At 69.0% G+C, this 12,059-nt stretch carries 10 protein-coding genes and 2 pseudogenes; 9 read left to right on the top strand and 3 right to left on the bottom strand.

The features are described from left to right. Positions 1-202 (bottom strand): annotated as a pseudogene (locus H288_RS0129600) (IS21 family transposase); the annotation flags it as partial. A 133-nt stretch (positions 203-335) separates the two neighbouring features. Beyond that, positions 336-971, bottom strand: a complete 636-nt coding sequence (locus H288_RS34430; protein WP_081636583.1) for a BA14K family protein — start codon at positions 969-971, stop codon at positions 336-338. 619 nt (positions 972-1,590) lie between these two features. Here H288_RS34430 and H288_RS0129590 point away from each other — a divergent pair. The 5 genes from H288_RS0129590 to H288_RS0129570 all read left to right on the top strand — a co-directional run bounded on the left by H288_RS0129590 (position 1,591) and on the right by H288_RS0129570 (position 6,516). Further along, positions 1,591-2,646 carry a fatty acid desaturase gene (locus H288_RS0129590; RefSeq protein ID WP_020096199.1) on the top strand — a complete coding sequence of 352 codons (1,056 nt, stop codon included), beginning with the start codon at positions 1,591-1,593 and terminating at the stop codon, positions 2,644-2,646. Positions 2,647-2,861: 215 nt separating this feature from the next. Further along, positions 2,862-3,215 (top strand): hypothetical protein, encoded by a 354-nt coding sequence (locus H288_RS0129585; protein ID WP_020096198.1) that lies wholly within the window; start codon positions 2,862-2,864, stop codon positions 3,213-3,215. Positions 3,216-3,260: 45 nt separating this feature from the next. Beyond that, positions 3,261-4,175, top strand: a complete 915-nt coding sequence (locus tag H288_RS0129580) for a PHB depolymerase family esterase (protein ID WP_020096197.1) — start codon at positions 3,261-3,263, stop codon at positions 4,173-4,175. Between the two features lie 48 nt (positions 4,176-4,223). Beyond that, the gene (locus H288_RS0129575; protein WP_020096196.1) at positions 4,224-5,084 is read left to right on the top strand and encodes a transglutaminase family protein; all 861 of its coding nucleotides are present in this window, start codon (positions 4,224-4,226) and stop codon (positions 5,082-5,084) included. A gap of 154 nt (positions 5,085-5,238) precedes the next feature. Then, complete coding sequence (locus H288_RS0129570) at positions 5,239-6,516, top strand: cation:proton antiporter (protein ID WP_020096195.1); 1,278 nt, start codon at positions 5,239-5,241, stop codon at positions 6,514-6,516. Between the two features lie 332 nt (positions 6,517-6,848). Here the strand turns inward: H288_RS0129570 and H288_RS0129565 are convergent, their stop codons facing one another. Then, positions 6,849-7,409 carry a TetR/AcrR family transcriptional regulator gene (locus H288_RS0129565; protein WP_199778789.1) on the bottom strand — a complete coding sequence of 187 codons (561 nt, stop codon included), beginning with the start codon at positions 7,407-7,409 and terminating at the stop codon, positions 6,849-6,851. A 167-nt stretch (positions 7,410-7,576) separates the two neighbouring features. On the opposite strand from H288_RS0129565, the gene H288_RS0129560 reads away from it, so the two are divergent. The 4 genes and pseudogenes from H288_RS0129560 to repC all read left to right on the top strand — a co-directional run bounded on the left by H288_RS0129560 (position 7,577) and on the right by repC (position 12,018). Next, the gene (locus H288_RS0129560) at positions 7,577-7,975 is read left to right on the top strand and encodes a RidA family protein (RefSeq protein WP_020096193.1); all 399 of its coding nucleotides are present in this window, start codon (positions 7,577-7,579) and stop codon (positions 7,973-7,975) included. Between the two features lie 1,427 nt (positions 7,976-9,402). Beyond that, positions 9,403-10,491, top strand: coding sequence for a replication protein RepA (locus H288_RS0129550; RefSeq protein WP_020096191.1), 1,089 nt, complete (start codon positions 9,403-9,405; stop codon positions 10,489-10,491). A 191-nt stretch (positions 10,492-10,682) separates the two neighbouring features. Then, positions 10,683-11,027: pseudogene (locus H288_RS36440) on the top strand (helix-turn-helix domain-containing protein); the annotation flags it as partial. 88 nt (positions 11,028-11,115) lie between these two features. Then, positions 11,116-12,018 carry a plasmid replication protein RepC gene (repC, locus tag H288_RS36435; protein ID WP_348529278.1) on the top strand — a complete coding sequence of 301 codons (903 nt, stop codon included), beginning with the start codon at positions 11,116-11,118 and terminating at the stop codon, positions 12,016-12,018. Positions 12,019-12,059: the final 41 nt, after the last annotated feature.

Below are 12,059 nucleotides of genomic sequence, written 5' to 3'. Positions count from 1 at the left end.
TCCCGTCGAGTGCCTCCCGCCATGGCCCGAGTTTGGGCGCGGGCTGACTGGTGCGGGTGTAGCGGAAGGCGGTCGCCTCAGAGCGGATCACCTTCCGCACGACCTTACGGGAGACCTTCAGCTCCCGGCAAATCTGCTTGATCGGCTTCTGCTGCACGAAAAAGGCGCGGCGGATCTTGGCGATCGTCTCCACGACAAACATCCCCCGCGCTCCTCCCGTTCGAACACGAGAGGCAGTCTGGATGAGTTGTCCTGGGGTCCCGTTTGGACGCCGATCACCCCAAAAACGGGGTCCTTATTCCACGCTTAAACACAGTCAGGCTCGCCGCGGGGCGTTACGGGCAGGAATGGCGCTGGCCATCATTGCCCAGATACGTGCCGCTGCGACGGTCGTACGACCGGAAACGCTGAACGCAGTAGTTGACCGACTCGCCTGCCGGCGCCACCTCCGTCTCGACGGCACCGTATCCCTGCCCGTAGCCGGCCGGGGCATAGCCGCCCCCGTATCCGCCGTATCCGGCAGACCCGTACTCCGTGCCATAGTAGCCGTCGTCGAAGCCGCCGTAGCCATAGCCTAATCCCGCTCCGGCGAGGCCCAGACCGACGCCGAGCCCCAGGCCGCCATAGCCGAAGCCCCGACCCCCGTAGCCCCGACCCCCATAGCCATAGCCCCGGCCCCCAAACCCGCGATTGCCGGCGAAGCCCGTTCCGCGGATTCCGCCGCCCCCGAGGCCTTCGCGTCCACCGAAGCGGCCGCCTGCCAGACCGCCGCCGAAGCGATTGCCGCCAAGTCCGCCTCCGAAGCCGCGACCAGCTCCGCCGCCGAACCCGCCGCCCCGGAAGCTGCCGCCCCCGAAACCGCCACCGTGGAACCCGCCTCCACCACCGAAGCCACTGCGCGCATCGGCGCCGACCGGAAGTATGACCAGCGCACCAAGCGCAGCGGTCGCCATCATGATCGCCTTTTTCATTGTTTTCTGCCAATCAACGATAAATATTTCTTCCATTATGACAACGAGCCATGCGGGAGATTGGGCATGCTACATTATGTCCATATTCGATCGGTCCGCAAAAATATCGGAAAAGACGCACTCGATCTGCGGGACGGCGGTCTCGACGCGGCGGACCCGTCGGAACAGTGTCTCTTCCGACGGGCGCGTCGTCCGATTGCCCCGGGTCGCACCCCTGCCGTTGCCCGCTCCGGGCGAGCGCGACCGAAGCTGTTCCACGCCTCAAGGGCGCCGGCAGGTGCCGTAACAGGACTGACACGTGCGTCGCCGGGATGAAGCCGGTGCGCGCACGGAAGATCAGCCCATCCGGTGGACGTGAGATTCCAATGCATAACAATAATAGCGTCATATGACGCAGTTTTGAAAATGAACATTTTCGTATTATGCCCGTTAAGGGCTTTATTGAGGCAGCTTTTCGGCTGTCGCCACGACAGCCGCCACATCCCTCACCGGATCCGGGCGGGATGTCGCTGCCAGCCGCTGGCGACGGACCATGGGTTCCGAGTCCACACCCGGACCGCCTTGTTTCCCCATCACCGCACAGGATTGCCGGCCAGCCGTGATACAGGACGCATCAAACTTGGTCCCGGACGGTCGGGACGAGGACGGGCCTACTCGGATCGACGTCGCGGCGCTCGCGCGCGAGGTCGCCCGGCACTGCGCCACCTTCCGCGAGCCTGATCTCAGGCTTGCCCTTCGGCAACTGGCCAACACCCTGCTGCCCTACCTGGCCCTCTGCGCTCTCATGGTATGGGGCGCCGTGCAGGGCCACGGCCTGCTCGTCCTCCCCCTCGCGGTGCCGGCCGGCGGCCTGCTCGTGCGGCTGTTCATTCTCCAGCACGATTGCGGGCACGGCTCTTTCCTGTCTTCGCGTCCGGCCAACGACTGGCTCGGCCGGGCCCTCAGCCTGCTGACGCTGACGCCCTACGACAGCTGGAAGCGGGCGCACGCGCTGCACCATGCCTCCACGGGCGACCTCAGCCGCCGTGGCACGGGGGACGTCCACACCCTCACCGTGCGCGAGTATCTCGTGCTGCCGCCTTGGGGTCGTCTGCGCTACCGCCTCTACCGCAACCCGTTCATCCTGATCGTCCTCGGCTCGCCCCTGAACTTTCTCGTCCTGCAGCGGATGCCCTTCGGCGTCGGGCTCCCGTGGCGAACGGCGTGGCGGGACGTGCTCGCCCTCGACCTTGGCCTGACCGTCCTCCTAGGGGCGCTCGCCGTCGCGTCCGGCGGGATCGGGCCGGTGCTCTGGATGGTCCTGCCGACGGTCAGCGTGGCCGCGTGGATCGGGGGCTGGCTGTTCTACGTCCAGCACCAGTACGAGGGGACCGTCTGGGAGGACGGCGAAGCCTGGGACTTCCACCGCGCGGCTCTGGGCGGCAGCTCGTACTACGTCCTGCCGCGCGTGCTGCAATGGTTCACCGGCAATGTCGGCCTGCATCACGTCCATCACCTGAACAGCCGCATCCCCAACTACCGGCTCCAGGCCTGTCTGGAGGGCCACGCGATGCTCGGGCAGGTCGGACGGCTGACCCTGCGCGACAGCCTGCGTTGCCTCGGATTGGCACTCTGGGATGAGGACGCCCGCAGGCTCGTGGGCTTCTCGCGCCTGCGGGTGCTTTGCCCGGCCTGAGGGCGGCGTCACGGACGGCCCCACAGGCCCGGTCTTCGGCGGAGACGCCTTCGGACGCGGGCCTGCCCAGCGTTTCATGTTGCGGTGCAACAAGTGACCGATGCACGGGTTGTCCCACTGCTACCCTCGCACCGACCGGTGAGGGACGGCATCGGGTTACGCGCTCGCCGAGCGGGTCCTGGATGCTGCCACCCCGTGGAAAGTCTCAACCCCCGATGCGCTTCGTCCCGACCACTCTCACGATTCTCGCCGCCCTCGCGCCGTTGCCGGCGTTGGCATCGTCCTGCGCCGAGCAGATCGGCACCATCGAGCGGCGCCTCGACAGCGCCGGTGCCATCCAGGTGACCGGCCTGCAGGCGGGTCACGCCCTTCGAACCGGATCGCCCCGGGGCGTACAGGCTGCCCGCCTCGATGCTCCGAGTGATCCCATCCTGGTCTCGACGCCCGAGCGCGTGGCGCACGCCAAGACCCTCATCGTCCGGGCCGCCGACGAGGACAGGCGCGGCGACAAGAGGGCGTGCGAGAACACCATGAGCGAGGTCAAGGGCATGATCGGCGCGTTGCCGTAGCCGGACCCGATCGAAGCCGGCAGAGCCTCCCACGAAAGCGCCGCGATGAGCCAGAACCTCGGGACCATCCCTTCGAGCCCGTCGAAGTTGGCCATCGACCGGCCGCGTGCGTTGGCGCGCCGGTTCAGCAACGTCGCCGGAAGCCGGGACTACGACCTGTTCGTTCCGTCCGGATACGCGGGGGCTCCGCTTCCGCTGGTGGTGATGCTGCACGGCTGCTCGCAGACAGCGCGCGACTTCGCCATCGGCACGCGGATGGACGTGCTGGCGGAGGCGCAGGGCTTCCTCGTCGCCTATCCCGACCAGCCGCGCTCGGCCAACCTCGCCAAGAGCTGGAACTGGTTCAGGGACAAGGATCAGAGACGCGGCAGCGGCGAGCCGTCGATCGTCGCCGGCCTGACGCGTGCGATCATGGCCGCGTTCAACGTCGACCCATCGCGGGTCTACGTCGCCGGTCTGTCCTCGGGCGGCGCGGCCGCCGCGGTCCTGGCGATGATGTATCCGGATCTCTACGCGGCCGTCGGCATCCATTCCGGACTGGCGTGCGGTTCGGCCGGCTCGATGTCGGCCGCCTTCTCCACGATGCGTCGGGGTGCCCTGCTCCAGCCGGTACAGGCCGTGCAGCCGGTGCCGACCATCGTCTTTCACGGAGACAGGGATACGACCGTCTCGCCCGTCAACGGCGACCAAGCCCTCGCCCAGGCGCGGCCCGAGGGACGGCTGACCGGCGCCACCGTCGCGGGACGCTCGGAGGGCGGGATGGCGTATACGCGGACGGTCCTGACCGAACCGGGTGGCCCGTGGTCCGCGGAGCACTGGGTCCTGCACGGCGCGGACCACGCCTGGGCCGGCGGCCACCCGGCCGGCTCGCACACTGATCCGAGCGGCCCCGATGCCAGCCGCGAGATGCTGCGCTTCTTCCTGTCGCAAGCCAAACAGCCGCGCGCGCACCGACAATGACGCGCGTCCCGGAGGCGCGAGACCGAATTGGTTCATGAGGAGCGCATCTTGGTCGATCTCCGCATCCACCACCGGACGACGTATCGCTACAGCCAGCCGGTCGGGCTCGGACCGCACCGGCTGATGCTGCGACCGCGGGAGACCCGGGACCTGCGGCTGCTCTCGAGCGACGTCCGGGTGACGCCGGACGCGACGCTGACCTGGGCCTACGACGTGGCCGGGAACGCCGTCGCGACGGCCAGCTTCGCGACATCGTCCGACAGCCTCGTCATCGACAGCCGGGTCCACATCGCGCTGTCCGCTTCCGCCTATCCGGTCTTCGACATCGCCGCCACGGCCATCGCGTTTCCCTTCCGCTACGCCGATGACGAATGGACGGATCTCGGCGCCCTGACGATGCGCCAGTACCCGGATGGGGGGCGCCTGCAATCCTGGGCCCAGGGCTTTGTGGCGGGCTGCCCGACCGACACCCTGTCGCTCCTCAAGGACATCAATGCCGGTGTGGGCAGCGGCATCACCTATCATGCCCGGGAGGATGCGGGCACGCAGACGCCGGACCAGACCTTGTCGTCGGGCCAGGGCTCCTGCCGGGATCTCGCCACGCTCTTCGTCGAGGCCGTCCGGAGCCTCGGCTTCGGCGCACGGATCGTGTCGGGCTATCTGCACGACCCCACGCGCAGCCTGCTCGGATCGGCCGATGCCGGGTCCACCCACGCCTGGGCGGAGGTCTACCTGCCGGGCGCCGGCTGGGTGACCTTCGATCCGACCAATCGCGGCGTGGGCGGTGCCAATCTGATGCCGGTCGCCGTGGCGCGCGACATCCGCCAAGCCATGCCGGTGACGGGCAGCTTCATCGGGCCCGCCGACGCCTTCCGCGACATGGCCGTCTCCGTCGCGGTTTCGGCATGACGCGCCGGCTCGGGCCGGAGGCGGGGATTGGCTCATCGCGGCGCCGGCGGCGTGCCGGACAGCGTCGCTGCGATCCGTAAGGCCATGTCGGACCGAGCGTCGAGGACGCGGCAGAATTAGGAACGAGCCGGGCCCGGGCACGGTTCACCTTCTAATGGAAACCTATGTCCTTGTCGTCGCCGGGTTTGGTGTCCTGGTGCTTCTGACGGCATGGCTGCCGATGGTGCTCCGGGCGCTCCCCCTGTCCCTGCCCATCTGCTGCGTCGGCATCGGCGCCGCTCTCTCCGCAATCCCGGCTGTGGCCGACCTCACGCCCCACCCGAGCCTGCACCTGAAGCTCATCGAGCACGCCACCGAGGCCGTCGTCGTCATCTCGCTCATGGGTGCAGGCCTGAAGATCGACCGGCTCATCGGCTGGAAACGCTGGGTTGTGACGTGGCGGCTGCTCGGCATCGCGATGCCGCTGACGATCCTGGCCCTGACGGCCTTGGCTTCAACCCTGCTCGGACTCGGGGTCGCCGCGGCGTTGCTGCTGGGTTCGTCCCTGGCGCCCACGGATCCGGTGCTCGCGTCCGACGTCCAGGTCGGCCACCCGGCCGGGGACCACGAGGACGAGCCGCGCTTCGCCCTGACCTCCGAGGCCGGGCTCAACGACGGCCTCGCCTTCCCGTTCGTGAACCTGGCCATCGCGCTCGCTGCAGGAGGCGGCCTAGCCGGCCTGTCTTGGTCGCACTGGCTGGCGGTGGACGTTTTCTGGAAGATCGCAGTGGGGGCCGTGCTCGGGGCGGTCATCGGCCCGGGGCTCGGCTGGCTGACCTTTCACCTCCCGAACCTGTCGAAGCTCTCCCGGACCGGCGACGGCTTCGTGGCCCTGGGCGTGACATGCCTTGCCTACGGTGTCGTCCAGGCGGTCGACGGCTACGGCTTCATCGGCGTGTTCGCCGCGGCCCTGGCGCTCCGCTCCTCGAGCCGGGGGCATGCCTATCATCGCAAGATGCACGACTACGTCGAGGAACTGGAACGCCTCATGATGATGGTGCTGCTGGTCGGCTTCGGCGCCGTACTCATCGGTGGAGGCCTTCTCCAGGCTCTCACTTGGCAAGCCGTCGTTTTTGCCCTGCTCGCCCTGCTGGTCGTTCGTCCCCTAAGCGGGTGGATTGGCATGCTGGGGAGTGCCCGAGCGCTGGAAGAGCGCGCAGTCGTGAGCTTCTTTGGCATCCGAGGGCTCGGGACCGCCTTCTATCTCGGCTATGCTTGCGGACATGCCCCGTTTGAGCACGCGGACCTTCTATGGGCCACGGCCGGTCTGACGGTTCTGATCTCGATCCTCATGCATGGCGTCACGGTCACACCGACCCAGCGTCTGGTCGACCGCCGGATAGGCCGTAAGACGGACAGCTCACAGCCCGACTTGCAGTTTACGTTACCATGACGATGAAGCCGCCCCGGAACCACGCCGCCTTCTGCGCCGACCGTCAACCCGCTGCCTTCAGAGTGTCCGATGGTCGGGGTCCGTCTGCTTCTCCGCCCAACCTTCTCCAAATCGGACCGGCGGCTTACGGCCAGTTTCCGTCATCGCGCGACGCCCGCCTGAACGTCTCAGACGGATGGCTTCCGGCTGGTCGGCTTTCGAGCGACATGGGTCCGGAGCAGACGTCGTTGTCGTCTCCTCTCTCGCTGTTCGCGCGCGGGCCACCCTGCAAGGTGTCCCCCGACGAACGCGTCGCGCGCCCGAGGATGACGCGTCCAGACCGGCGGGACGGCCTACTTCAGGAGGCCGTTCGCCAAGCACCGGAAGGCCTCGGTGGCCCTGCCGAGGACGGCCGGTGGATCGTCGGACGCGGCGACCCAGAGCGCGGCGTTGAGCGCCGCGCCGTTGATCAGGCGCGCCGCGGCCTCGGCATCGACAGGCTTGACCGTCCCGGCCTCCACGAGGGCCTGGATCGTCTCGGTCGTCGTGCGCAGGCAGGCGGTCTGGCCCGGCCATCGCGACGGATCGCCCAGCACTGCCGGTCCGTCGAGGAGCACGATGCGCTGGATCTCCGGCTCGAGGGCCAACTCGATGTAGGCGACGCCCTCGTCGAGGAAGCCGAGCCAGGGCGTTGGCGCCCTCTCGCGCGCGACCCGCGCCTTAGCGACCATCTCGGCGTCGAGCTGCGCGATGACGGCCTGAAGCAGGCCCTTCTTGTCGCCGAAGTTGTGATAGAGCGCGCCGCGCGTCAGGCCGGCCGCTTCCGTCAGCTCATCCATCGACGCCGCTGCGTAGCCCTTCTCGGCAAAGGCTGCACGCGCCGCGCGGATCAGCCTCGCGCGGGTTTCCTCCATCTTCAGCGCGCGCCGTCCCGATGCCACAGGATGCCTCGATCCTTCACATAGGCCCGCATGTGTTGACATACGCCGCGTATGCCATGATGGTCCGCATACGCGGCGTATGTGAATGGCGCCGCGAGGTCGATGGAAGCCGTCGGCACCCTTCGCAGAGGACACGCGATATGTCGAAGCGCGATGCAGTCTTTCCGCCCGGACGGCAAGCCCTCTACGACAAGCACCGCTACTCGGCCGCGATCCGGTCCGGCGACCTGCTTTTCGTCTCCGGCCAAGTCGGCAGCCGCGAGGATGGCTCGCCTGAACCGGATTTCGGTGCGCAGGTTCGCCGTGCCTTCGACAGGCTGAACTCCGTTCTCGCGGCGGCCGGCTGCAGTTTCGACGACGTGGTGGACGTGACAACCTTCCACACCGACCCTGAAACGCAGTTCGACACAGTGATGGCGGTACGCGACGTAATGATCGGCGAACCGCCCTATCCGAACTGGACTGCCGTCGGCGTGACCTGGCTCGCGGGCTTCGACTTCGAGATCAAGGTCATCGCCCGTCTTCCGACCCCGGTCTGAGTCGGTGTTCGGCTCGGACGATGCCGGGAAGAATCGCCAAGCCGCTTGTTCCTCCACGGTCCCGATACCGGCATCATCGTCGATGAGACAGATTTAGACTATCGCTCCTGACCCTGTACGAACTTTGAACTTGGATCACCGCGTGGGGCCCATCACCCGGCGAGGAGCCCCGCCGATTGGACCACCACAACCGCGAGCATGCAGACCGCCGCCGCGGCCGCCGCGTACGACACAATTTTCGTGAATCCCTTCATGGATCTCCTCCTGACAAATCGGATCTTCGGTCGTCGACAGAGATCGCGGCGCGCGACCGCGCTCCGGGAAGGCAAGACGGCCCGGATCGCCGCGTCACACACCGTATCGGGGTGTCACGTCGTCAACGCTCCTCGGTGGCGAGCGTAAACAACGACAGGAAGATTCGGTTCACCTCGGATGCGCGCGTCCTGTCCTTGAGCGACAACTTGCCGCCCGCGACGCGGCACGTTCTGGAACTTCGCAGGCGATAGGTGAGCGGGACGCGCGGCCCGCGCAGGGGCGCACGGGGCGTCCATGACCGGCCCGGTGCCGACGCCCGTCGCGCGAGCGGCCCGAAGGCGCCCTCCCCTCCCGGTCCCGCTCCGTAGCGCTCCGATGTGTCGGGCGGTCACCGACCGCGTCGTCGCGGGCCGCGACCGGATGCCCGACCGTCTCCGGACCACGGGACCTTGCCGGTCAGCGACGCCACCATCCGACGCGTCGCCGCACCACCATCCTGATCCTGCGGTGCGCGGCTCGCATCTGAGTCGTCCCTGCCGATCGGTCCACGCCGCCTCACGGGCGCGCGGGTTACGGTCCGCCGCTGGAAGCGCGTCGGCGAGGTCCCGAGCAGGCCGGGTCGCCACCCTTTGTGCGGCTGATCGGCCGCCTCGCGTCTCTGTCCAGTGGCGTCCGAGCGCGCCCGAGACGCGTCGCCGGTCAGTGGCCACCCAACGCGCTGGTGCCGGGCCTGCCGACGCGACCGCTTACAAAAATCAGCGCCCCCGGGTCCGCTCCTGAGAAAACTCAGCGCGGCCCCTGCGGTGTCCGACGGCGCGGGACTTACAAAAATCAGCGCAGGTGGACGCGCCTGCCGGGGTTTGGAAGGTCGCCAAGCGCCCTCACCCGTCATCGACGGCGTGCGCCACGCTGACTTTTGCCAGCGGACGGTCGGCGAGCGCTGATTTTTCGCACTCGCGCCGACGCGACCGGCGCCAACGGCGGTCGCAGCCGTGCCGGGACGCCGTCGCGGCTCGACCGCTGGGCGGCCGTGGGTCGCCGACGCTGAGTTTTGTAAAGAATCCCGGTCGGCGCGCTGAGATTTGGAAACCCGATGATTGCGCCCGGTCGGCGACTCGCGACTGATAGCCTCCAAATTGCCCTGTGGTCGGCACGAGGAGAGCGAGACCGGCATGAACGCGGCAGAGACCCGCCAGTTGAGCCTGTGGGAGCAGAGCCTGCGGCGCCCCGAGGCCGGAGCCGACCGGCCGACGACCAGGCTCGGCCCCGCGCTCGACGGCCGCATGGATGTGTCGTTCCTCCACAAGGGCTTCTGCATCGCCGGCCTGCCGCTGCGCCGGCCCAAGAACACGATGGAGCCGTGGAACCGGCGCGACGGTCGCTTCTCGCTGACCGTCGAGCCGGCCCGGTTCGTCCTGCCCAACGGGCGCCAGATCGAGGTGGGCGTCCCGTTCGGACCCAAGGCGCGCCTCCTCTCCATGTGGCTGGCCACGGAGGCCCGCGATCCGCGCCGGAGCGCCGGCGACCGCTGGATGGAGATGGGGCGGATCACCGAGTGGTTGAAGGCCGTCGGTTTGCCGGTCACGGGCGGCGAGCGGGGCTCGATCGGGCCGACCAAGGACCAGCTCGTCCGGCTGAGCTTCCCCATCTTCACGATGGTCCTGAACGGCGACGAGGGCGGCCACGTGTTCAAGCGCGAGAGCCTGATCGAGGGGGGCGCGTTCAAGGATGACGACCTCGAGGTCTGGGCCGCCGGGGGACACAGCGCCATGCGCTGGCCGGAAGCGCTGATGCTCAGCCAGAACGCCTACGACCGCTTCACACGGCACTCGATCCCGGTGCCGACCGCCAGGCTGCGCCAGGTCGCCCACAACGCCATGGCGATCGATATCCTCGTGTACCTCTGCTACCGGCTGCCGCTGCTCTCGCGCGGGGAGAGCGAATTGCTGACCTGGCGCGATCTGATGGCGCAGTTCGGATCCTCGGAATTCGCCTCCCGCTTCAAGCAGGCCTTCTCGGAATCGATCAAGCGCACCCTCGACGCGTACCCGGAAGCCAACGTCGCGATGACGGCCGAGGGTCTGGTGCTGCGGCACTCGGACCCGGCGGAGCTGCGGCGCGCCTTCGTCGCCGTCGCGGGGGGGCCGACCCGTCGCGCCCGTGCCGCGCCGCGGGCGCGCAAGGCTGCGCGGGTCCCGGATCAGATGGGCCCCTGCGAGAGCGCGGACCTGCTGACGCCGGCCGGTGCCGCGCGCGCCTGACGGCGGCCCACCCCCACCCCTCTAGACGGAGCAACCCGGCAAAAGAAAAGGCCCCCGAGACGTTCGCCCCGGAAGCCCTCTCTGTCGTCTGGACAACCTCAGAGAATCACTCCCGGACATCGCTGTCAACCACGCGACGCGGCCATCGCCTCGGCGGGCGCTGCTCTCTTGCCTCATCGCGGGCGAGGACAATGCTTCCCGGACACGAACCCACGACGCCCTTCGGGCGGCGACCGCTCTCGCTCGGCATGATGGCCGCGCAGGCGGCGGCCAAGGCCTGCCCCGACGACGCGGTCGGGCACAAATGGCGCATCTTCCGCGACGTGACCGAGGCGAAGGATCACCTCGCCGTCTCGGACCGCGCCCTCGCGGTGCTGAGCGCGCTGCTCACGTTCCATCCCGAGACGGCGCTGTCGCCCAGCTCGCCGCTCGTGGTCTTCCCGTCGAACCGCGAATTGTCGCTGCGGTCGCACGGGCCGTCCCCGGCGACGCTGCGGCGCGCGCTGGCCCAGCTCGTCGCGGCCGGCCTGGTGATCCGGCGGGACAGCCCGAACGGCAAGCGCTACGCGCGCCGCGACGGTGCCGGCGCGATCGCGCGCCTTCGGGTTCGACCTGACGCCGCTCGTGGCGCGCGCGGGGGAATTCGCCGTTCTTGCCCGGGCGGTGCGGGCGGCCGCGCGCCGGCGCCTGCTCCTGCGCGAGGAGATCGCCCTGCACCGCCGCGACCTGTCGAAGATCCTCGCCCTGGCCGCCGAATCCGGATGGTCCGGGCCCTGGGCGGCGCTCGCGGACCGGTTCGCGGCCTGCGGCGGCATGCCGGGTCGGACCGCCGGCGAGCCCCACCTGCACGCCGCCGCCGAACCGCTGCGCGCGCTGCGCCGGGAGGTGGACAAGTGGCTGCCAAGTTTGGCGAATGCGCCGGAAATGGTCGGCACTGCGTCTCACGGTGAGCGCCACCATCAGAATTCAGATCCAGATCCTGCTGACGATTCTGAACGGTGCCCCCGGCGAGGCCCGGCCGGAGCCGCGCGATCCGACGTCGCTCCCGCGCCCGGCCAGCCGCGTCCCCTCCCCTCGCCGATCCCCTCTTCCCTCCCCTCGCCCCTGCCTCTGCCGATGGTGCTCGAGGCCTGTCCCGACGTCGTGCTCTACGCCCGCGACGGTATCCGGAGCTGGTCCGATCTGGCCGGCGCGGCGGAGGTCGTTCGTCCGGCGCTGGGAATCGGTCCGGACGTCTGGGAGGCGGCCCTGGCCGCGATGGGGCGGGACCACGCGCTGTCGGCGCTGTCGGCGATCCTCCAGCGCGCCGAGTCGATCGGCGCGCCCGGCGCCTATCTCCGCGACCTGACGCGGAAGTCCCGCTCCGGTCGGTTCTCGGCCTGGCCGATGCTCTTCGCCCTGTGGCGCCAGCGCCGTCGAGCGTCAGCCGACGGCCCAAGCGGTCCCGTCCGCGTCGCGGGAGTTGACCGCGGTCAACACGCTCGCCCGCTCGGAAGCGGGGCGGCGCGAGCGTCAACATTCTGTTAAGGTTGACTGTGATCTTGTCACGGTGCGGCGGCGTTTGCGGC

The sequence above is a fragment of the Methylobacterium sp. 285MFTsu5.1 genome (assembly GCF_000383455.1).
In the GTDB taxonomy this organism is placed as follows: domain Bacteria; phylum Pseudomonadota; class Alphaproteobacteria; order Rhizobiales; family Beijerinckiaceae; genus Methylobacterium.
This window is presented reverse-complemented; position numbering and strand designations above follow the sequence as displayed.

Coding starts and splice junctions, on each gene's coding strand:
- H288_RS34430 (WP_081636583.1), bottom strand. CDS start 971: ATGAAAAAGGCGATCATGATGGCGACCGCTGCGCTTGGTGCGCTGGTC.
- H288_RS0129585 (WP_020096198.1), top strand. CDS start 2,862: ATGCGCTTCGTCCCGACCACTCTCACGATTCTCGCCGCCCTCGCGCCG.
- H288_RS0129580 (WP_020096197.1), top strand. CDS start 3,261: ATGAGCCAGAACCTCGGGACCATCCCTTCGAGCCCGTCGAAGTTGGCC.
- H288_RS0129570 (WP_020096195.1), top strand. CDS start 5,239: ATGGAAACCTATGTCCTTGTCGTCGCCGGGTTTGGTGTCCTGGTGCTT.
- H288_RS0129565 (WP_199778789.1), bottom strand. CDS start 7,409: ATGGAGGAAACCCGCGCGAGGCTGATCCGCGCGGCGCGTGCAGCCTTT.
- H288_RS0129560 (WP_020096193.1), top strand. CDS start 7,577: ATGTCGAAGCGCGATGCAGTCTTTCCGCCCGGACGGCAAGCCCTCTAC.
- H288_RS0129550 (WP_020096191.1), top strand. CDS start 9,403: ATGAACGCGGCAGAGACCCGCCAGTTGAGCCTGTGGGAGCAGAGCCTG.